The organism is Paenibacillus sp. NPDC058174, from assembly GCF_042883865.1.
GTDB lineage: Bacteria > Bacillota > Bacilli > Paenibacillales > Paenibacillaceae > Pristimantibacillus.
Map to the genome: position 1 here is coordinate 2,529,954 of NZ_JBHVUY010000001.1, position 20,765 is coordinate 2,550,718.

Sequence of the window (20,765 nt, forward strand, 5' to 3'; positions counted from 1 at the left end):
GTGCTCCTCTCTTACCCTATTTCTCTAAAATGGGCTTGGACTCAGCTGCAAAGCGACTACTAGCTTACCCTGGCTGTCATGACCGGCCAATATGAGCCGTTCTTCGTCCAGCTCGTCCCAATGCGTCAAGCCTTCGGAATAAATCCAGCCGGTTGCGGCTTTAAGCCCTACCCGGTAAGGCCCTTCTCCTGCGATAGAACCCGCCGAATAGTGAATAACAGCATTCGTAATAAAAGTAGCTGCCGGATGCTTCGAACTGTCATTGTGGGCTGCATAAGCGCCCGATGTCATCTCAACATGTACATATAGCGACTGATCCTTCCAGGCATCAATTCTTTGCTGGACTCTCTTCTGATTAATGAGCTGCATGCTGTTGCTCCTTCCCACAACCAATATTGAACAGCGGCTATGTGTGCCGCCTCAAATTTAATTTTCCGTAACCAGTTCCACTAAGGTGCGGACCATTACGCCGGTAGCGCCTTTAGGCTCCCAGCCTCTGCTGCGGTCCAAGAAGGCGGTGCCTGCGATGTCCAGATGAACCCAAGGCAGCTCCTCGGCAAAGGCGCCGATGAACAAGCCTCCGGTAATCGTGCCAGCGAAGCGGCCGCCTGTATTTTTCAAATCGGCAGCTTCACTATTCAACTGCTTTCTGTATTCCGGATAAGCAGGGAGCTGCCATACCCGCTCGCCGCTTCGCTCCGAAGCCCGCTTCACCTGCTCCATCAGCGCATCATTGTTCGTTACGGCGCCCGTCGCTTCAATGCCAAGCGCGGTCAGCACGGCACCAGTCAGCGTCGCGATATCGACGAGCTTCGTAGCGCCGCGGCGGATTGCTGTCGTCAAGCCGTCGCCAAGGACAAGCCGTCCTTCTGCATCCGTATTGACGACTTCAACGGTCAAGCCGTTCATCATCTTAATGATATCGCCAGGCTTGAACGCGCGATCCGAAGGCATATTTTCTGCTGTAGGCACTACAGCGACGATATTAACGGCAGGCTTCAGCTCGCCGATAACGCGCATCGCGCCCAATACGGCTGCTGCACCGCCCATATCGGAGATCATCGCCTCCATACCCGCTGCTTTCTTAAGTGAGATGCCGCCTGTATCGAAAGTAATGCCCTTGCCGATAAGCCCCCATGTCTCAGCATCATCGGGAGCCCCTTTATAATGAAGCACGATCATTCGCGGCGGATAAACGCTGCCTTGACCTACAGCGAGCAACCCGCCCATTCCTTGCTCGAGTGCTGTCCATTCATCGATAATCTCGATATCCAAATCATATTCCCGCGCCAGATCCTCAGCATAGGTAGCCAAATCCTCGGGACGCAGCCGATTTCCGGCCATATTCGTTAAATCACGGGCCGCAATGACGCCATCAGCGACCGTATGGCCTAGTGCGATGCCGTTCGCCCATTGGCGGGCAAAGCTGTCAGGATCGGCAAGCTGCGCCGCCGGTGCAAACGTCAGCTTCGGAAGCGAATACCGCTGCTTCTCGTTACGCAGCTCAGGGAGCCTGTCATGTACCGCCAGCCTTATCCCCTCTGTCAATGCCTGAGCTGCCGCTCCTGGCGACAGCTTGCCTGCCAGTATGCTCTCCGGCAGCAGCAGCTGCACCGTCTGCGCTTTAAGCTTCATGATTGCTTTAGCCGCAACTGCACCAGCCAGCCGCAGTCCGTCCAATCCCGTATCTTCGCCAATGCCGACGAATACGATATGGCTTGAGGGATGAAGTCCCAGAGTTGCGAATGTCTCTGCTTGTTCAAGCTCGCCCCTGAACAACCCTTTCGTCTGAGCGGCACGCAAGGCGTTGTCGATTTGCGGCTGTACCCATTGTGCCTCTTGATCCTTCAGCTCGGAGGGGCTAATTAGACGAATGACAGCTTCCGCTGATCCGGCCGAATCCGTAGTGTCATATGTAAATGATGTACTCATCAATAAATTCCTCTCTTTCAAAAACAAAATCGGGGTGCATACCCCGATTCTAATCGTTTATTCGATTAATGGCAAATAGATTGTAAACGAAGTACCGCTTCCTTCCAGACTATCTACACGTATGGAGCCGCTATGATTGCGGATAATTCGGTAACTTACCGATAGGCCAAGACCGGTCCCGGCTTCCTTTGTCGTAAAAAAGGGATCGAATAAACGGGCCAATGTTGCTCTGTCCATTCCTTTGCCATTGTCTCTTAACGTAATCTCGGCATTCTGACCGTCGGAACGGGTGATGATATCAATTCTCCCCCTTCGCTGATCACTTACTTCTTCGATGGCATCCAATGAGTTTTTCAAAATATTCAGAATCACTTGCTTAATCTGCTTGACGTCGATTGATACCATAACTTCCGTATCCTCGTCATAGGTTTCAACATGGAATTGACAATTGCGCATTAACGCTTCACTTTCTGAAAGCAATACAACTTCATTAATCAGGCGATTGATCGATACGGATTTCTTCATGGGAGCAGATGGTTTGGATGAGTTCAGAAATTCATAAATGATATCGTTGGCACGATCGATTTCCGCTAAGATAATGCGCGCGTACTCTTCCTTGCCAAGCTGCATTAAGTAGGGACGGAGAAGTTGGATAAAGCCTCGGATGGAGGTTAAAGGGTTTCGTATTTCATGGGCAATGGCTGCGGACATACGCCCTAGCATAGCCAGCTTATCGTTCTGAAGAGCCGTTTGCTCGATTTGTTTGTATTCAGAGACATCCTTAACGTTAATCAAAAAATCGCCTTCCAGCTGATCGCCGTATGTAACAGTGACAAGCAAATGCTTGCCATCCTTGTCCTGAAATTCATAATAGCCGCTTCGGCGCAGAAACATTTCCTTGTAAAGCCGTACGATCACTTTTTTAGTAGCCGTACTGAGCTGCCTATGTGTCAAAATTTCATTCAAATTGCAGCCAATAAGCGTCTTGCGCGGTATATCCAGCATCTTAGCCATTTGAACGTTGATAAAAGATAAAATGCCATCGCTGTCAAACAGCGCAATGCCGTTATCCATATGCTGCAGCACATTTTCATATTTATTTTTAACCATTTCGAACGAGCGATTGGAATGAAACAGCATTTCGCGCATTTCAGTAAAGCGCTGCTCCGGTGATTTTTCCGGAATGCGGTGCAAACGCAGCGTGACCATGACTTCAATCAGAAAAATAAAGGAACGGTTATAAAGCTGGATTGCTTCGTCGGAATCGACATTCGCCACGATGATTAGCATGCACTCTTCATGTATAGCGATAACTTCCTCTGGATGCATGCCATGCAAATCAGTACCGAGCTCCGATGCCTTGTAAAGGGACATTTCTTTTCCGCTCTTAACATATTCGGCAAGCGCCGGGAAATAGCGCTTTCGAATCAGCTGCATCATAAACTCCTCCCCGGCAAATCTATAGACATCATTGCAAATATTTATTTAATCATAAATTTTGTTAACAATAGATGTCAACCGGAAACTTTGTCGAAAAATGGTTATGATAGAAATAGATGGGTGACGTTTTTCCCGTGGCTGTACACCTATACTAGACTTAGAGGGTGCTCCAATTGTTACATAATAACGGAAATTTCCCCCTGTGAACCTGATCATTTTCGACTTATTTTATTATCCGACCTGCTCATTATTCTGGTGATGACGGCCTTTTCCCTTATGTTTATGACCGGAATCTTTACCGTTGCCATCGTGGTTACCATTGTCTTTGCTGCCGCCGTTCTTGCCGTTCCCTTTGCTTTGTCCTTTGCCCTGATCGCCCTGCTTGCCTTTATCCTTGCCCTTGTCTTTTCCGCTGCCGGAATTCCAGTCGTGACCGCCGCCCCTCTGTCCTCGATCCTCTTTACCCTTTTTTCCGTGGTTGTGACCATCCCAGCTCCGGTTATCGCCTCCGCTTTTACCTTCGCGCTCCCTGCCGGAACCTCCTCCTTTACGGTTGTCCTTTTGCTCCTTCCAGTCTCCCTTTTTGTCTGGTTCCTTTGGCTTATTCGGCTTATGCGGTGTTTCCGGTTTGCGAACAGGAGGTTTGCCCGGTGTAGCAGAAGGCTTATCCGGCTTTGGCTTGTTCGTAATCGTTGCTGCCGCCGGCTTGCCTCCATCGGTTGCAGGCTTGGCTAAGATTGGCGCTTTGTTTTCCTTATCCTTCTTTGCCTCATTCTCCAGCTTCTCTTGCTCCACAAGCTCCTTCAGCTTCTCTTTACTCGTATGGTCAGACTGCTCTACGATCGTATTTACCCCGCCGATCGGCTCTGTCACCTTGTCGATAGACTGCTGCTTTAATGACTCTATTGGTATTGCATAACCTTCTGCCTTTGCCATCAAATAGACGGCCATCTTTCCGGAGGAGATTCCATTCATCGCCGCCTCTTCGCGAAGTTCGACTGGAATCGACAGTGCCGTAATCGTTGTTTTCGTATCGAGCGTCAATTCGCTTATCATTCGCTTAATTGCCTGATCGACCTGCAGCGACAACGCCGCTTCAAAGTCAGGCCCAACCTTCGGATTCAGGAGCAGACTCGTAATGACGATATCTTTTTCCGGGCCGCTCAAATAATGGGCTCCTGCTATATTCTTCATAATCGAATCTGCAACCTGCTCGATCGGCTTGCCCTTATAAGCTATATTTTCAATCATTTTACTGCCATCTTCATTCAGAGCGCGCAGCTCCCACACTTTTTTGTTCGCATCAACACCGATTTCGATGCTGGGATTGATATCCATGCTTACATAGGCAACAACGGGATGATTCTCGCTTTGGACGAAAAAGAGGATTGGCAGCATCAGCAAAATAATTGCGGCTGCCGCTCCGGCGTACCAGTAGCTGCGCTTTCTTCTCGGCTTAGTAAAAGCAGCGGCAGTGGAAGCTCCAGCCCCTTTATTCGCCTCGAAGAGAATTTCTTCGCCGATCTGGACCTTCTCCTTCAACGGGATAGATACGAATCTGCCGTCCGCCGTCATTACGACAGCTTGCTTCCCGTTTACTTGCATTACGACACCGCGATTCATCTTCCCGCCCCCTCACTCAAATCTCTCTCTTGTTCCGATATGTTCAAATAATCGTATAAATAGGGATACGAACCTTGTAAAAGAAAAGAAACTGCAATTATATATTTGCGATTGCGCTCAACGGTTTTACGCGACACGCCGCAAAGCTCGGTCAGCTCTTTGATTGGCAGCTTGCCGCTTGCGCGAAGATGCTCGAATAAATGAGTCTCGCCTGCAAGCGTAGAGGCAATGCCAAGCAGCATTAGCCTGGAATCTGCATGCTTAGGCGAGCTGTCCACCAGCTCCATAAACGAGATGCCAAAGCTTTCGAGCTCTTTGCTATATTCATGAATTTCCATCTTCCGCTCATCGGAAGCGAGCTTTAACTCGTAGGCCTGCAATGCCTGCTTCGTCTCAATGGGATTATAGGTCTGCTCATCCTCATCCTGCAGCTCGAAAGAGCTGTAAGGCAGCGATTGGGTATGTCTTTGCTCCTTGCGTACAAAGTCAATCAGCCGGCGTCTCATAACCGTCTCGGCAAAGCCAAGAAAGGATCTGCCGGATTCCGTTGAGAACTGATTGATCGCTTCATTAAAAGCCATCAAGGCAATGCTGAATTCATCATCCCTTGACGGATCTACGTAGCGTTTACAGAACCGGCTGGTTACTTTGGCGATATACGGTCTGTAGTCCGAAATAAATTGCTCCCGCAGGCTGTCATCGCCTTGCCTAATCTGCGCCACAATGACCTCAGGAGTTTTATTCTGTTCTGTATTTGCCGATTTCGGAGAAGCGGTCTTCCCGAAAAACCGTTTGAACAATAAGAGTAGCAAACCGCTCCACCTCTCTGTTATATGTATCGATAACGTTTTATAGATTTAGGGGGTAATAAATTAAATTTATGAGAACGGCCCTTAAACGGGCATTTGCCGCCTCGCGGCGGCAAATGAAAAGCCTCCCGTAAAAGGAGGCATCACAGGTCAATCAACAACATTAAACAGAAGTTCTTCTCTGCCTCAACTTATTGCGTCTGCCGTTTAAGGTGCCTAACCGTTTCTTTAATTGTTCTTGCCATTCCTTATCGCCGATCTGTCCGGCAAAGCTCAGCAAGTCCAGCGCCATATCAATCTGGCTAAGAACGACATCCATCGGATCCTCGTTCTCGTGATTGACGCAGTTTTCAAGCAGCGCTTTGTTTTCCTGTTCGACGTATTCTTGAAAATCCACTTCCGCGGCGCCGTCGCCATGCGCGTATTCTGCCAATATTTCATACTCGTTCTCGATGAGATAATGAATTTCTACCCGGTGACACACCGGACAGAACATGATAGGCACATTATGAATATGGGTCCGAAAATGTTTCAACGTTCCCTTCGTGCCAATCATACTTGCACCGCAGCAGAAGCTCATTGACGGCTCCCTCCTTATACGCCTGCCTGCATAATACCGGCGAACGATAATGATTCGTTTCCCTAACTTATTCGATGCCGGGGGTCGAAATTCCTGCTTTACAAGCATATTTACCATGACATAGGCTAATAAAATCAAAAAAAGCCCGTGCCTTTCGGCACGGGCTTTCTCTTCAAATCTTACTTCGCAGTCAAATGCTGTTGGCCTGGTTTCCAGTTCATTGGGCACAGACCGCCGGATTGCAAAGCTTGCAGTACGCGGAGCGTTTCGTCAACGCTGCGGCCTACATCGTTGTGGTTAACCACTTGGTATTTAACTTCGCCTTGCGGATCGATGATGTACAGGCCGCGAAGCGCGATACCTTCTTCTTCGATCAGCACGCCGTAGTCGGATGCTACTTTTTTCGTGATGTCTGCAGCAAGCGGGAAGTTCAGCTCGCCAAGACCATTATCGTTAACCGGCGTGTTGATCCATGCGCGGTGGCTGTGTTTGCTGTCTACGCTGACGCCGAGAATTTCAGTGTTCAGCTTGGAGAACTCTTCAGCAGCAAGGCTCAGAGCCGTAATTTCTGTCGGACATACGAATGTGAAGTCCAGCGGGTAGAAGAAAAGAACAAGCCATTTGCCTTTGTAATCGGAAAGAGATGCCGTACCGAAATCTTTACCGTCACCAGTTGCTGTATCCATCGTAAAATCAGGTGCTGGGCGGCCTACCAAACGTTCTGCCATTGTGAATTCCTCCTTGACCTATCCATCATATTTTTTGTCACTTTATATGGGTGACTCACTTGATAAATATTATCATCAGACAATAATAAAGTCAATATTAAAGTCCTTATTTTTTTATAATAATTATAATTAAGCTTTTTTCATTGCTGCAACGATAAGGTCGCCCATTGCAGTTGTACCGATTGCTTTGCTCTTATCAACAGCGATGTCGCCTGTACGGTGGCCCGCATCCAGCACGTTTTTCACAGCATCTTCAATTACTTGAGCCGCTTCGTGGTAGCCGAATGTAAGACGGAACATCAGTGCAACCGAAAGAATCGTTGCGATTGGGTTGGAGATGCCTTGTCCCGCAATGTCAGGTGCAGAACCGTGGACCGGCTCGTAAAGGCCAAAGCTGCCTTCGCCCAGCGATGCGGAGGACAACATGCCGATCGAACCTGTAAGCATAGCTGCTTCGTCGCTCAAGATGTCGCCGAACATGTTTTCCGTTACGATAACATCGAAGCTCGAAGGACGGCGCAGCAATTGCATTGCACAGTTGTCAACGAGTACGTGCTCCAGCTCAACTTCCGGATACTCAGGTGCGATCCGGTTAACGACTTCGCGCCACAGGCGGGAAGTTTCAAGAACGTTCGCTTTGTCGACCGAAGCCAGACGTTTGCCGCGTGTCATTGCAATATCGAAAGCTTGGCGAACGATACGCTCAACCTCTTGTACGTTGTAGACGCAAGTATCAACCGCTTCTTCGCCGTTCGCGCCTTCGCGGCGGAATTTCTCGCCGAAATAGATGCCGCCCGTCAGTTCACGAACAACGATCAGGTCTGTGCCTTCCAGCACTTCCGGCTTCAGCGTCGAAGCTTCTTTCAAGCAGTCGAATACAGTTGCAGGACGAATGTTCGAGAACAAGCCCAGCTCTTTACGAATGCCCAGCAAGCCAGTCTCTGGACGAAGCTCTTTCGGGTTGTTGTCCCATTTCGGACCGCCAACAGCGCCAAGCAGTACTGCGTCTGCGCCTTTGCAAAGATCAAGCGTTTCTTGCGGCAGCGGTGTGCCCTTCTCGTCGATGGCAATACCGCCGAACAAGCCGTTTTCTGTTTCGAATTGGTAGCCGAACAGTTCTTCCGTTTTTTTCAATACTTTAAGCGCTTCGCCTACTACCTCGGGACCAATGCCGTCGCCTGCGATAACCGCGATTTTTTTAACTTCTGACATAATAATCTGTACACTCCCTTGTTTTTGCTCAATTAGCGATTCTCAACCTATTATCATTTGTACCACATTTCGTCCATTTAAACAAAGATATAAAATCTATCATCTTTATAGGCAAACCTTATAAGCGAGCCGTTTCATTACTATCCATTAAGCAGCTTTACATAAAAGGTTCGGCTTCTTGGTCCGTCAAACTCGCAAAAATAAATACCCTGCCACGTTCCCAGCAGCAAACGTCCGCCGCTAATGACTACAGTCTGGCTTGTTCCGGTCGTTAGCGCCTTTAGATGGGAAGCGGTATTCCCTTCGGCATGGCGGTATTTCGGATGCTCCCACGGATAGACCTCATCCAGCCGCATTAGAATATCATGCTTAACGTCCGGGTCGGCGTTCTCCTGAATCGTAATGCCTGCTGTTGTGTGCGGGCAGTAGACGACCGCCAGCCCGTCCGACAGCCCTTCACGGGCGACAACGGCGGCAACCTGGCGCGTAATATCGATCATCTCGTCCCGTTTGGACGTTCGCAGCGTTTCTTTAATGAGCATTTACGTTCCTCTCCTTTTCAATTTGGATAGAGCACAGCAAACTGAGCAGTCTACGATAAGCAAATAAAGAAAAAAGCCCTGGAGAGGACTTTGTCATTAGCAGCTTCAGAAACAGAATTATCCCGGCTCGCGCAGAGCATAGCGATCGGATACGCAAAGCATCCGGACTTGCTCCGGCGAACCGGGATAATATCGTTCAATTGCAGTCTATTTGAGATAGGCTGTCAATTTGAATGGGACTCGTTAATTACTTCTTGATCCAGTGCATCAATTCGCGCAACTGTGCACCAGTTTGCTCGATTGGGTGAGCAGCTTCGTTACGGCGAGTAGCCGTCAGCATAGCACGGTTCGATTGGTTTTCAAGGATGAAGTCACGAGCGAAACGGCCGGATTGAATGTCTTCCAGAACGCGTTTCATTTCTTTCTTCGTTTCTTCAGTAACGATACGAGGACCTGTTACATAGTCGCCGTATTCAGCTGTGTTGGAGATGGAATCACGCATAGTCGCAAGTCCGCCTTCATACATCAGGTCAACGATCAGCTTCAGCTCGTGCAAGCACTCGAAGTAAGCCATTTCTGGAGCGTAGCCAGCTTCAACCAAAGTCTCAAAGCCTGCTTTAACGAGCGCGGAAGCGCCGCCGCACAATACAGCTTGCTCACCGAACAAGTCAGTTTCTGTTTCTTCTTTGAAAGAAGTTTCGATAACGCCTGCACGCGTACAGCCGATACCTTTTGCATAAGCAAGGCCGATTTCTTTCGCTTTGCCGGAAGCATCTTGGTGGATCGCGATCAAGCCAGGAACGCCAAAGCCTTCTTGGTAAGTACGGCGAACCATGTGACCTGGCGATTTAGGAGCAACCAGGAATACGTCTGTATCTTTGTTAGCTACGATTTGACCGTAGTGAACGTTGAAGCCGTGGGAGAACATGAGCGAAGCGCCTTTTTTCAGGTTTGGCTCGATTTCTTCCGCGTATACTTTTGCTTGAGTTTCGTCTGGCAGCAAGATTTGAACAACGTCAGCAACTTTAGTCGCTTCAGCAACTGTCAGAACCTCGAAGCCGTCTTTTTTAGCAACGTCAGCGGATTTGCCTGGACGAAGGCCGATAACGACTTTCAGGCCGCTGTCGCGAAGGTTTTGCGCTTGCGCGTGGCCTTGACTGCCGTAACCGATTACTGCAATTGTTTTACCTTGGAGAACGCTGATGTCTGAATCTTTTTCATAATACATTGTAACTGCCATGTTAATAATTGCCTCCTTTAATTTAACCCTTTTGAACGGGTGTTTAAGCAGAGAAAATTCGATTCTCCCCTTAAACTCCCGCTCAAAGCGGGATTGGTAATTGGATAAATAATAGACTGAGCTAAATTAGTGACTTCGTTCTTACTTGCTGCCGCGGTTCAGCGCGGTTACGCCGGTGCGGGAAAGCTCGCGAATGCCGTAAGGCTTCAAGAGCTCGACCATCGCATCGATTTTCTCCGTATCGCCGACAACTTGTACAATAAGCGAATGAGTGCCGATATCGACGACAGCCGCACGGAAGGTTTCGACAACGCCGAGAATTTCCGGACGAGCCGCAGGCTCAGCGCTTACTTTAATAAGCGCAAGCTCGCGGGCAACCATCGGGTTGGAGCTGAGATCGATAACTTTGATGACATCAATCAGCTTGTAAAGCTGCTTCGTTACTTGCTCCAGTGTATGGTCATCGCCTGTAGTGACGATAACCATGCGGGAGAGGCCTTGCTCTTCGCTTGTTCCTACTGTAATGCTCTCGATATTGAAGCCGCGGCGTCCGAACAAGCCGGATACGCGTTGCAGAACGCCAGGCTGGTCATTAACAATTACTGCGATCGTATGCTTTTTCATTTACGCATCCCCCATGATCATTTCGTCGATCGTGCTTCCTTGGGCAACCATCGGATACACGTTTTCTTCTTTGTTCACGACGAATTCTACGACCGCTGGGCCCGGATGGCGGAGTGCTTCCTCCCATACCTTGCGAGCGTCTTCCTTGTTCGTTGCGCGGAAGCCGCGAACGCCATAAGCTTCGGCAAGCTTAACGAAATCCGGACTGCCGGCGAGGTCAATATGGCTGTAACGGTTATCATAGATAAGCTCTTGCCATTGACGAACCATGCCGAGCACTTGGTTGTTGATGATCGCGACTTTAACCGGAATGTTGTTGATCGCGCAAATCGCAAGCTCTTGCGCGCACATTTGCATGCCGCCGTCGCCGTTGATCGAAACAACCACCCGATCCGGATTAGCCATTTGAGCGCCAATCGCGGAAGGGAATCCGAAGCCCATCGTGCCAAGGCCGCCTGAGGTTACCCAAGAGCGCGGTTTGTTAAAGTTGTAGTATTGCGCAGCCCACATTTGATGCTGGCCTACGTCCGTCGTTACGATTGCGTCGCCGTTTGTTGTCTCGTGGATCATCTCCACAACCCATTGCGGCTTAAGCACTTCTTCCGAATCCTTGTAGCTGAACGGGAATTCCAGCTTCGATGCTTGCAGCTTCGCACGCCAAGCATCTGCTTTGTCGGCGCGTTTCGCTTGCTGGTTCGCAAGCTGCAGAACTGTTTTTACATCGCCAACGATCGGAATGTCCGTCGGTACGTTTTTGCCGATTTCAGCCGGGTCGATATCGATATGAACGATTTTCGCCAGCGGCGCAAAGCCGGAAAGTTTACCCGTAACGCGGTCATCGAAGCGAGCTCCGATGTTGATCAGCAGATCCGCGCTTTGAATCGATTTGTTAGCCGTGTACGTTCCGTGCATGCCCGGCATACCGAGCCACAGATCGTTGCCGCTTGGGAATCCGCCAAGACCAAGAAGCGTTGTCGTGATCGGAATTTCCGTCTTTGTTACAAACTCGAGCAATTCCTCATGAGCACCGGAGTATACAACGCCGCCGCCTGCAAGAATAAGCGGGCGTTCCGCTTGCTCAATTGCCTGAATCAGTCTGTCGACTTGGAGCTTGTTCGGCGAAACCGTAGGGTTGTAGCCGCGGATGCTAACTTCCGATACCGGCTTGAACAATGCTTTGTTCGACGATACGTCTTTCGGAATGTCGATCAGTACAGGTCCTTTACGTCCAGTATTCGCAATGTGGAAAGCCTCGTGAATAATACGCGGCAAATCCTCAACGTCCCGAACCAGGTAGCTGTGCTTCGTAATCGGCATCGTGATGCCGGTAATATCCGCCTCTTGGAAAGCATCGCTGCCAATCAGGCTGGAGATAACGTTGCCGGTAATGACAACGAGCGGTACAGAATCCATATATGCAGTTGCGATACCCGTTACAAGATTTGTAGCCCCTGGGCCGGATGTTGCGATACATACGCCAACTTTGCCGCTAGCGCGTGCATAGCCGTCTGCCGCATGAATCGCTCCTTGCTCGTGGCGGGTAAGCACATGATTGAAATCGGAGAATCCGTGCATCGCGTCGTAAATGTACAACACTGCGCCGCCCGGATAGCCAAACACGCATTCGACGCCTTCCAGCACCAAACTACGGAGTAACATTTCAGAACCTGTAATTACTTCAGGCTTTTGCAATTTCTCGATTAATTCTTGTTTTGACTTCAGTGTTGCACTTTGCGTGACCATCTGCCATCCTCCTCCTAGCTTACTTCATACCTTCTTCTTAGTTCGGCGAAAACAAAAAAACCTTCCGCCCCTCTCGCTTCGCATAAATCGAAGACTCGAGGGACGAAAGGTTGAACTTCCGTGGTACCACCCAAATTCGTTATACATCTCTCGATGTATAACCTCAATAGGTAAGAACGTGTGCGCACATAACGTCCATACCTGTGGCACAGTAACGCGTGCCTTGCGATTTCCCCTAATACGCAAATTGCTTTTCAGGGAAACAGCTCCGAGGTGAGCTCGCAAAAAGGGATTCTGGCGACGGTTGCAGCAAATCCGTCCACTCTCTGAGCAAAAGAGCCCTTAATACTTCGTCCTCATCATTGCCGATGACATATAAAAAATAAGATTGCTTTCATTATATTCCGTCAATTCTCTTACGTCAAGAACATTCCAGCGCACAATCCCAAAAAATTACGGACACGTTCCGCTCGCGCCTATTTGCACATATGGTAGTATAGCCGTTTTTGGCAATCTCATTCCTCAGCAGGAAGGATTGTTTTGTTGATGCCAACGATTCGAATGCGAAACTCCAGAACTGACGATTCCGTAATTTTCAGCTTGATACGTACGGAATTAATGCCGCTTGCCCATTCCGTTCACCCGCTAGATGCGCATGCCATTCGCGAGCTGCCTGTCCGTTTCCGGACCGGCATAACTTATGTCGCAGCCGCGGGAAAAACCGCAAAGCCTTATGGCTTCATTCATTTTGAAAAGTATGGGCCGCTCCTCTACATCGATATGCTCGTTACCCATCCCCATCACCGAAACCGGGAGTGGGGCAAAAAACTGATGGCCAGCTGCGAAGCATACGGCTCAACCCATCAGTGCACGCATGCAAAGCTTTTTGTAGATGATATCAATGCAAAAGCACAGCGCTTTTACACCCGGCTTGGTTATCAAGCTGTTCGATATGATCCTGAATTGCGCTGCTTCGAAATGGTTAAACCGCTTGCTCCGCCCCAGCCTCAGCCTGGAATCTAGCTCATTAAATTAGTAGCCGTTATAGCCTTGGGGGCCATAACCTTGGCCATAATTACCGCCGTAGCCGCCGCCATAGCCCTGACCGTAGCCTTGACCATAACCGCCGCCGTAGCCTCCGTTGTTGTAACCTTTTATGCCATACCCGCCACCGTAACCGCCTCCGTAGCCTCCGCCGTAACCACCGCCGTAGCCGCCACCGCATTTACCACAGCCTGCTCCGCCGCAGCCACAGCCGCCGCCGCCGAAGAATGAAAGCGTACCGATTGCCAGCAGATCAAACAATACAAGCGGGAGCAAAAACCCCTTTGTATGAACGGTTTTGCCTTTGGTCTTCTTCCTCAGCGGAGCAATGACGAGCTTGTTGTTATGCACCCGAACGAGTTTGCCTTTGACGACAGAACCGTCTTTGCGTATCGCGTAAATCGTTTTGCCGATCAACTGCTTTGCCCGTTCCTTAGTGACATTACCCATGCCAAATCCCTCCTTTCCCCGTTGTTCTATAGTTTATTCATTTCAAATCTACTTGCTTGTTTGTTTGTCCGATAGGGATGGAAATGGATATGGGTAGATGTTGGAGCAGGCGGGGGGGGGGATTAAGTGATTAATTTGTTGTAGAGTCTTACAAATGCAGAGTATGCTTGATTGTGTGAGTAGCCGTTGGAATGACCTTTCTCGGAAATCCTCTTTCTCGCATAATATATAGTGAGAACATATTGTCTTCCTAATGGAAATCACATACAATTATTTCATATTGCAGGGAGTGAAGCACACCCCGGCCTAGGCGTATTTAACGTCTTAGGCCCGGGGTGTTTTTTTATTCCCTTGACTAACATTGAGGAGGCGATGATATGCATTACGTACTATCCCGATTTGTTGAAGCGTTTGAACGCGAGGCTGTTCAGAACGGCAAGCTTCGCAGCAAGCTGGGCCGAATGGAACTGCTGTTTTTGGAGCAGGTGTGGGGCCCAGCCTTTAATTACCGTTATGAAGGATTAACGGCAGAATTCCCTTTTCGCGATTATAAGGGAGGCCAGCGTTTTGCTGATTTTGTGTATACCCGTAACGGCACTCGCTTACTAGTTGAGGTGGACGGCTTTACCACTCATGCGAGAGACATTAACCATGGCGAGTTTAACGATCATCTGTCGCGCCAGAACGACCTGATTCTATCCGGATGGCTGCTGCTTCGCTTTTCCGCTTGGCAAGTGGAGCATCAGCCGGAACGCTGCCGCCAGACGCTTATGCAAGCGATCGGCTACTGGTGGTCGCGGACGTACGGCCCCCAAAGCGGTGATCATCTTCAGCTGTGGGACATCAAAAAGCAGTTAATTACCCAGTTTGCTATTCGCAGAGAGGGTAAAATCCGGCCAGACGATGTCGCCAAGCTTTTTCAAATCTCAAATCGGACGGCTGGCAACTGGCTGCGCAAGCTACTGGACGAGGGATTGCTAACCTGCGCCTCCCCCGATGCGAAACGGATTACCTGCTATCAGCTGAACAACTTTGTTGAGTAAGAGCTGGCGCGCAGCATGATCTTTAATGGATGGAATCTTATTGTGGAGTAGGGTACTAAGTAATCTAATATATTTTGACTTGTATGATGAGGGCATCGCGGGGGCTGCAGTTCAAGCTGCTTAAAGAAATTTGCTTCGCTGTATAATGATGTTTTTTCTTTAATTTATAAGGGGATTGGCTCTTTTCGCTTACTTTCCGGGATATAAGTGAAGTTTTTTCTCTATTGGGAAATCAATTTCCGCTACTGTTTACTTTTATACCTTAATGCTTCATTTCACCGTAAACGGGATCAAATTAGAGAAAACAACGACATAATAAAGTAACTTTTTGCGCTAGTCGAGTTTAGCATGCGGATCTGCCAGCAAGGGAGGGCAGAAGGCAAAAATAGGTTACTTTTAAAAGGCAATAAGCCTACGTTGGCAGAGGCGAGTTCCAGCGACGATACAAACAATTGCATTCAGCAATCAGTTCAGCAAATACCCCCATGCAAAACTTTCACGTTCTTCACTGTTCTGCTCTCCCAAACTGGCATCTGCAAGATGCCAGCGTCTAGCGTACGTAGCAATGCCTATACTGCAGCAAGCACAGCACACAACAAAAGAAGAGGTTGTCCCATTGCGGGACAACCTCTTCGATATCGCTTAGCAGATACTAAGCGTTGATTTTCGCTTTTGCAACGCCTGCAAGGGAGTTGAACGAGTTGATGTCGTTAACAGCCAGGTCAGCAAGCATTTTGCGGTTTACTTCTACGCCAGCCAGTTTCAAGCCGTACATGAATTTGTTGTACGACAGGCCGTTTTGGCGAGCAGCCGCGTTGATACGAACGATCCACAGTCTGCGGAAGTCGCGTTTTTTCGCACGACGGTCACGGTAAGCATACAGCAGGGACTTGCCTACTTGCTCCTTCGCTGTTTTAAACAGACGATGTTTCGAACCGAAATAACCTTTAGCTAGCTTTAGAATTCTTTTCCGACGACGAGTGCGGACAAAACCGCCTTTAACTCTTGCCATGAGTGGAAACCTCCTGTAAGTTGAATTTGCTTTTTATATGGGCCGAACAATACTATTTCAGGTTAGCGAGACCTTGCTGAATGCGGCGAACGTCGCCAGCAGCCATAAGCGGTTGGCCAGCAAGCACACGTTTTTGACGTCCCGATTTGTGGGACAGCAAGTGGTTGCGGTACGCTTTATAGCGTTTTACTTTACCAGTACCGGTAATTTTGAAGCGGTCTTTCAGACTGCTGTGTGTTTTCATCTTAGGCATGTCGTTTATCCTCCCTTAAATTAAGTGTTGCTTTTTGGTGCCAAAATCATAATCATGCTCCGGCCTTCCAGCTTCGGTGCACGCTCAACGCTGCATATTTCGGCAACCTCTTGCGACAGGCGGTCCAGAATCTTCTGGCCGATCGACGCATGGGCGATTTCACGTCCGCGGAAACGGACGGAAGCTTTAACTTTGTCACCCTCATTCAAAAATTTCACGACATTGCGGTATTTCGTCTGATAGTCATGCTCATCAATGTTTGCACGGAACCAAACTTCCTTCAAGTCGACGATTTTTTGATTTTTGCGGGCTTCTTTCTCTTTCTTCTGCTGCTCATAACGGAATTTGCCATAGTCCATAATGCGACATACCGGCGGTTTAGCCGTAGGAGCGACGTTTACCAGATCCAGGTTTAAATCAATTGCCATCTGCATAGCATCACGAATTGATTTAATACCGATTTGCTCACCTTCTGCGCCGACAAGGCGTACTTCTCTAGCCCGGATCTCATCGTTGATTTGATGTTCTCTGCTAATAACGTGCCACCTCCAAAGTGGAATAATCGTGGATAGTTACAAAAAATAAAAAAATGCGGGTTCGCGCGAACCCGCATTCCATAACCGTTCTCAGCATTTCATAACGAAATGTTCGATAACAATCGATTATCGCAAACCAGTCAGCCGTTGCCAAAAGGTGAGAAGCGGGCGCTTCTTCTTGTGCGTACTATTCATCTTTTCAAAACTGCTACCGAGTTAATATATCATAGCCGTCATATGGGTGTCAACCCTTTTACAGCTGCTTGCTTTGCACTTCTTCCAGCCGGATAACGCGCGTATGCTGCGTGTGGCTCCACTTCTTGTTGTTTTGCGTGAAAAAGGCGTGAACCGTAATCGGCCACCACGACAGCGTGAACAACAGGAACGTCGGAATCCGCAGATACAGCTTCCAGTCAACTTTCGCCATGTACATCGAAAGCGGGATTTGAGTGAAGATGTAGAGCATGTACGGAATGCTCAGCCATATCGGCAGCATGTTGTACACCGAAGTCACATTGTCGCCGCCGGACAAGAAGATATCGCCCCAGACGATCGTTGTGATGAAAAAGCCTGCCAGGTAGTTATAAGCATTGAATACGTACAGCGCGGCATCGATCTTCGTCCAGCTGCCCTCTTTAATGCCCTGCCACAACAGCGGCAGCATATATTTGCGGGTGACGTCGAAATGGCCTTGCATCCAGCGCAGCCGCTGACGTGCGGAGGCTTGGAACGTAATCGGCTTTTCGTCAAACACTTTCGCTTCGAAATTGAATTTCGGGTAGATGCCTTTTTTAATACAGCGAACTGTGAACTCCAGATCCTCTACAAGGCTCGTAGCGCCCCAGCCCATTTCCTTCAGCAGCTTTGCTTCAAAGCACATGCCTGTGCCGCCCAAGAAGTTAGCGAGCTTCAAGTTCGTACGCGGCAGCTGCCACAACCGGTTGCAGAACCAGTAGTTGATCGCATTCGCGGAGCTAACCCACGAGTCGTTCGGGTTCTTCGTATCCAGGTAACCTTGGATGACGCGGTTTCCGTTGCAAAGATCATTGTTCATGTACTGCAGGAAGTCTGTTGCCACCAGATTGTCAGCGTCAAAAATACATACGCCATCGTAGTTCTTTGGCATTTTCCACAGCTCTTTGAGCATCCACTCCACAGCATAGCCTTTGCCGCGCTGATTCGTGTTCACTCGCTCGCATGCGTAGACGCCGTCGTAGCTGTTGACGACTTTGACCGTTCCGTCCGTGCAGTTGTCGCAAATGACGAAAATATCGTACAGCTCGCGAGGGTATTTCATTTTCAGCAAATTCTCGATTAATGCGCCAACGACCTGCTCTTCATTATGGGCCGCGATAAGCAGTGCGAATTTCTTTTGCGGCGCATGGGATAAATCCTCTTTCTTCCTGGTCCAGCCGAAAAACGTCAGAAACAGCTGATACAGGCCTAACAATGCAAATCCGATTTGAAACACAAACATTATCGTATTGAACATTCGGTACTGCCCCCTTGAGACCCCTTTTTAATTGCCTGTTCTGATCACCGTCGCACATGCCCGAAAGCAATGCCGGCGGCCCCGACAGACTCTTTATTACTCTCTCTCTTGTCTGTGTCCAGCGCTTTATCTATTTGGAAGCGTTCTGCGACCTATCTGATTTTCCACACAATGACCATCTTTGTCAAAACCTTAATTTGCCGCCAATATGCATTTTCCAACCGGAAAAACGCTTCCATGGCGCATCAATATCACAATTACCTCCTTTTGCGGCGCGTCGCCCTTATTTTCATCCATTTGCTGATTTTTTAGCACTTCCGACCTTACATACGAAAAAAGTTGCGAAAAAGTTTCTAACCCTGCGGACGGCGCATTGTGTCGAAACGGTGAACCGGATGAATCTGAAGGCCTAGTCTTCCATATAAGCTTTACCAATCGGGCCGTTTTGTAATACGTAAAGCCTTCATATAAATTTCAAATCAACAACTTATTATTTTTTGAACATTTTCGTCGTAATATCGGGTATAATGTGTGCGAATCGAGCTTTGCCCTCGATGATTTATTAGGAGGATACGGATGAGACGAATGATAGAATGGCTGAGAACCCGCGAACAGGAGTTCATCGTCTGGGCGAATCAACGGCGGGGACACAGAAGGTTGCATCGATGGCTGGGCAAATGGCTGTCTACGGTAACCCATATGGGCGGTGCTACATTCACCGTTTTGAGCTCGCTGCTCTTCGCGCTCCTCGCTCCGGCTCCTTGGAACATTACGGGCTGGCATTGTTTTACCGCAGTCGTTATCAGTCATTTTCCTGTGTTTATTGTAAAAAGAAAATTCAAGAGGCTGCGCCCGTATCAGGCGCTTGAGGGAATGAATACAGGAAGGAAGCCGCTGGTGGACTCCTCTTTCCCTTCCGGTCATACGACCGCAATTTTTGCTTGGCTCATTCCGCTGGTTGCGGCGAGCGGCCCCTGGTTCGTCATTGCGCTTCCAGTTGCGGTCATTATCGGGGTATCGGTGGGCTGGTCGAGGATGTATCTGGGCCTGCATTATCCTTCCGACGTGGCCGTCGGCGCGCTTATCGGCACGCTAACAGCCATCGCGGTCGAATATAACTGGGTGACTCCGGTCTAGCTTCATGCTGGAGTTCCCGGCTTCATGCAATGTCGCTTAGTATTACTCGGCGTCTTCCTGATCGGCTTGTCCTGCAGCTTCGGCAGCTTCAGCGGCTTCCGCAGCCGCCGCTTCACGGCTCGCTGCCTCACGCTTGCTGGTGCGGTACTGCTCCAGCGCAGTTTCCCCGATCACGGCCTCTAGCCGGTAGATCGGCTGGCCTTTGCCCATGAACTTCATTTCATATTCGGTGAACACGAGATCCTCTCGCGGTCCCTCCTTATGAAGGTGAAGCGAAATGTTGCGGAGCTGCATCTCCACTTCGGCGAAGCTGTTTAGTGAAAACTCGAACAGAGACTGCGAATCCGTCTTAAAATGAATCTCACCGCGCTCGTTCAGCAGCTGCGCATATTTCGCGAGAAAACGCGGATGTGTCAGCCTGCGGCGGGCGTGTTTGCTTTTCGGCCACGGATCGCTGAAGTTCAGATGAATCCGCTCCAGCTCACCCGGATCAAACATATTCTCGATATGCTCGATATTGGCGCGAAGCAGCGCCAGATTGGGCGGGCTTTGCTCCCCTTTCTCCTCCCATACCGCACGAGCCTTCTCGCTGGCACGACGGATCAACTCGTCATACATATCGACGCCGATAAAATTAATTTCCGGGTTGCGGGCGCTCATGTGGCTGATGAATCTGCCTTTGCCCATGCCCAGCTCGATATAGATCGGATTGTCATTGCCGAAAAACTCGTGCCACTTGCCTTTATGAGGAGCGGCGTCGAGTACGACCAACTCCGGCTGCGCTTCTATGCTTTCACGTATTCCTTTTCTTCCTCTTAGACGCATACTGATCTTGTCCTCCTAGACTCCATTAAACTGATTCTTATTTTGCCCCAAGACCGCCTCCCATGTAAAGGGTTCACGGCAAATAGAAAAGCCGCAGGAGTGCCTGCGGCTGATTTGCGGATATGGAATTAGGTAAGCATCTGGTAATTGATCGGGCTGCCGCTCGGCTCGATTTCGAACGTCTCTTCAAGCACCTCGTTCAGTTTTTTGCGTGCCGATACTTCTAGATGATGATTATTAGGGAAGCGGACGCCGCTAAGCACCATCAGCTCTTTCACCGTTAACTCAACCGTAACTTTCTCATCGCCATGCGGAATTTTAGTTGTTTGACTCATTTCATATCACCTCATCGATTTTTTATACAGCATTTCCAGTTAATCGACGTTCTATGACAATCGCTACGATTAAGGCATGTAAGGTTTTTTTATTGTCTTTTCACACTTTTAATATAACAGATGATGTAAGGTTTATCAAGCCTAATTTTCTTGAAAACGTTTTAT

23 protein-coding genes and 1 other annotated feature are annotated in these 20,765 nt (G+C 49.1%); of the genes, 4 read left to right on the plus strand and 19 right to left on the minus strand.

Features of this window, described 5'->3' with window-relative positions:
* Nucleotides 1-24: 24 nt before the first annotated feature.
* The 12 genes from ACFVVF_RS11270 to ilvB all read right to left on the minus strand — a co-directional run bounded on the left by ACFVVF_RS11270 (nucleotide 25) and on the right by ilvB (nucleotide 12,473).
* Nucleotides 25-369 carry a YojF family protein gene (locus tag ACFVVF_RS11270; RefSeq protein ID WP_188890693.1) on the minus strand — a complete coding sequence of 115 codons (345 nt, stop codon included), beginning with the start codon at nucleotides 367-369 and terminating at the stop codon, nucleotides 25-27.
* Between the two features lie 57 nt (nucleotides 370-426).
* Nucleotides 427-1,932, minus strand: a complete 1,506-nt coding sequence (locus tag ACFVVF_RS11275; protein ID WP_387808486.1) for a leucyl aminopeptidase — start codon at nucleotides 1,930-1,932, stop codon at nucleotides 427-429.
* Nucleotides 1,933-1,989: 57 nt separating this feature from the next.
* Nucleotides 1,990-3,369, minus strand: a complete 1,380-nt coding sequence (locus ACFVVF_RS11280; protein WP_387809036.1) for an ATP-binding protein — start codon at nucleotides 3,367-3,369, stop codon at nucleotides 1,990-1,992.
* A 234-nt stretch (nucleotides 3,370-3,603) separates the two neighbouring features.
* Nucleotides 3,604-4,995 carry an anti-sigma-I factor RsgI family protein gene (locus tag ACFVVF_RS11285; RefSeq protein WP_387808489.1) on the minus strand — a complete coding sequence of 464 codons (1,392 nt, stop codon included), beginning with the start codon at nucleotides 4,993-4,995 and terminating at the stop codon, nucleotides 3,604-3,606.
* The gene (gene sigI / locus ACFVVF_RS11290) at nucleotides 4,992-5,807 is read right to left on the minus strand and encodes an RNA polymerase sigma factor SigI (protein WP_387808492.1); all 816 of its coding nucleotides are present in this window, start codon (nucleotides 5,805-5,807) and stop codon (nucleotides 4,992-4,994) included. The genes ACFVVF_RS11285 and sigI overlap by 4 nt, the downstream gene beginning before the upstream one ends.
* A gap of 160 nt (nucleotides 5,808-5,967) precedes the next feature.
* The gene (locus ACFVVF_RS11295; protein ID WP_387808495.1) at nucleotides 5,968-6,384 is read right to left on the minus strand and encodes a hypothetical protein; all 417 of its coding nucleotides are present in this window, start codon (nucleotides 6,382-6,384) and stop codon (nucleotides 5,968-5,970) included.
* A 179-nt stretch (nucleotides 6,385-6,563) separates the two neighbouring features.
* Complete coding sequence (locus ACFVVF_RS11300) at nucleotides 6,564-7,112, minus strand: peroxiredoxin (protein ID WP_387808498.1); 549 nt, start codon at nucleotides 7,110-7,112, stop codon at nucleotides 6,564-6,566.
* A 129-nt stretch (nucleotides 7,113-7,241) separates the two neighbouring features.
* Nucleotides 7,242-8,324 carry a 3-isopropylmalate dehydrogenase gene (gene leuB, locus ACFVVF_RS11305; RefSeq protein ID WP_387808501.1) on the minus strand — a complete coding sequence of 361 codons (1,083 nt, stop codon included), beginning with the start codon at nucleotides 8,322-8,324 and terminating at the stop codon, nucleotides 7,242-7,244.
* 140 nt (nucleotides 8,325-8,464) lie between these two features.
* On the minus strand, nucleotides 8,465-8,866 hold the full coding sequence (locus tag ACFVVF_RS11310) for a secondary thiamine-phosphate synthase enzyme YjbQ (RefSeq protein ID WP_387808504.1): 402 nt from the start codon (nucleotides 8,864-8,866) through the stop codon (nucleotides 8,465-8,467).
* Nucleotides 8,867-9,113: 247 nt separating this feature from the next.
* The gene (gene ilvC, locus ACFVVF_RS11315) at nucleotides 9,114-10,106 is read right to left on the minus strand and encodes a ketol-acid reductoisomerase (RefSeq protein WP_042164161.1); all 993 of its coding nucleotides are present in this window, start codon (nucleotides 10,104-10,106) and stop codon (nucleotides 9,114-9,116) included.
* Nucleotides 10,107-10,247: 141 nt separating this feature from the next.
* On the minus strand, nucleotides 10,248-10,730 hold the full coding sequence (gene ilvN / locus ACFVVF_RS11320) for an acetolactate synthase small subunit (RefSeq protein ID WP_387808508.1): 483 nt from the start codon (nucleotides 10,728-10,730) through the stop codon (nucleotides 10,248-10,250).
* Nucleotides 10,731-12,473, minus strand: coding sequence for a biosynthetic-type acetolactate synthase large subunit (gene ilvB / locus ACFVVF_RS11325; protein WP_387808511.1), 1,743 nt, complete (start codon nucleotides 12,471-12,473; stop codon nucleotides 10,731-10,733). It lies immediately after the preceding gene.
* A 561-nt stretch (nucleotides 12,474-13,034) separates the two neighbouring features.
* Here ilvB and ACFVVF_RS11330 point away from each other — a divergent pair.
* Nucleotides 13,035-13,496, plus strand: a complete 462-nt coding sequence (locus ACFVVF_RS11330) for a GNAT family N-acetyltransferase (protein ID WP_387808514.1) — start codon at nucleotides 13,035-13,037, stop codon at nucleotides 13,494-13,496.
* Between the two features lie 9 nt (nucleotides 13,497-13,505).
* Here ACFVVF_RS11330 and ACFVVF_RS11335 read toward each other — a convergent pair whose 3' ends face one another.
* Entirely contained in the window at nucleotides 13,506-13,967 is a 462-nt protein-coding gene (locus ACFVVF_RS11335; protein ID WP_387808517.1) for a hypothetical protein, read from the minus strand.
* A 377-nt stretch (nucleotides 13,968-14,344) separates the two neighbouring features.
* On the opposite strand from ACFVVF_RS11335, the gene ACFVVF_RS11340 reads away from it, so the two are divergent.
* Entirely contained in the window at nucleotides 14,345-15,010 is a 666-nt protein-coding gene (locus tag ACFVVF_RS11340) for a hypothetical protein (RefSeq protein ID WP_387808520.1), read from the plus strand.
* Between the two features lie 652 nt (nucleotides 15,011-15,662).
* Here ACFVVF_RS11340 and rplT read toward each other — a convergent pair.
* The 4 genes from rplT to ACFVVF_RS11360 form a co-directional block, all read right to left on the minus strand.
* Nucleotides 15,663-16,022: a 50S ribosomal protein L20 gene (gene rplT / locus ACFVVF_RS11345; RefSeq protein WP_387808523.1), complete on the minus strand. Its 360-nt coding sequence runs from the start codon at nucleotides 16,020-16,022 to the stop codon at nucleotides 15,663-15,665.
* Nucleotides 16,023-16,074: 52 nt separating this feature from the next.
* Complete coding sequence (rpmI, locus tag ACFVVF_RS11350) at nucleotides 16,075-16,275, minus strand: 50S ribosomal protein L35 (protein WP_015842912.1); 201 nt, start codon at nucleotides 16,273-16,275, stop codon at nucleotides 16,075-16,077.
* A gap of 20 nt (nucleotides 16,276-16,295) precedes the next feature.
* The gene (gene infC, locus ACFVVF_RS11355) at nucleotides 16,296-16,793 is read right to left on the minus strand and encodes a translation initiation factor IF-3 (protein ID WP_387809039.1); all 498 of its coding nucleotides are present in this window, start codon (nucleotides 16,791-16,793) and stop codon (nucleotides 16,296-16,298) included.
* Nucleotides 16,794-16,852: 59 nt separating this feature from the next.
* Nucleotides 16,853-16,997 (minus strand) — a sequence feature (ribosomal protein L20 leader region).
* Between the two features lie 67 nt (nucleotides 16,998-17,064).
* A complete protein-coding gene (locus tag ACFVVF_RS11360) occupies nucleotides 17,065-18,303 on the minus strand; it encodes a glycosyltransferase family 2 protein (RefSeq protein ID WP_387808526.1) in 1,239 nt (412 codons plus the stop codon).
* Nucleotides 18,304-18,359: 56 nt separating this feature from the next.
* Between ACFVVF_RS11360 and ACFVVF_RS11365 the strand changes: the two genes are divergently transcribed.
* Together ACFVVF_RS11365 and ACFVVF_RS11370 are read left to right on the plus strand one after the other, a co-directional pair.
* A complete protein-coding gene (locus tag ACFVVF_RS11365; RefSeq protein ID WP_387808529.1) occupies nucleotides 18,360-18,716 on the plus strand; it encodes a hypothetical protein in 357 nt (118 codons plus the stop codon).
* A gap of 163 nt (nucleotides 18,717-18,879) precedes the next feature.
* Nucleotides 18,880-19,440: a phosphatase PAP2 family protein gene (locus ACFVVF_RS11370; RefSeq protein ID WP_387808532.1), complete on the plus strand. Its 561-nt coding sequence runs from the start codon at nucleotides 18,880-18,882 to the stop codon at nucleotides 19,438-19,440.
* A gap of 42 nt (nucleotides 19,441-19,482) precedes the next feature.
* Here ACFVVF_RS11370 and trmB read toward each other — a convergent pair whose 3' ends face one another.
* Both trmB and ACFVVF_RS11380 read right to left on the minus strand, forming a co-directional pair.
* The gene (gene trmB / locus ACFVVF_RS11375; protein WP_387808535.1) at nucleotides 19,483-20,265 is read right to left on the minus strand and encodes a tRNA (guanosine(46)-N7)-methyltransferase TrmB; all 783 of its coding nucleotides are present in this window, start codon (nucleotides 20,263-20,265) and stop codon (nucleotides 19,483-19,485) included.
* Between the two features lie 128 nt (nucleotides 20,266-20,393).
* Nucleotides 20,394-20,600, minus strand: coding sequence for a hypothetical protein (locus ACFVVF_RS11380; RefSeq protein ID WP_042164194.1), 207 nt, complete (start codon nucleotides 20,598-20,600; stop codon nucleotides 20,394-20,396).
* Between the last annotated feature and the right edge of the window lie 165 nt (nucleotides 20,601-20,765).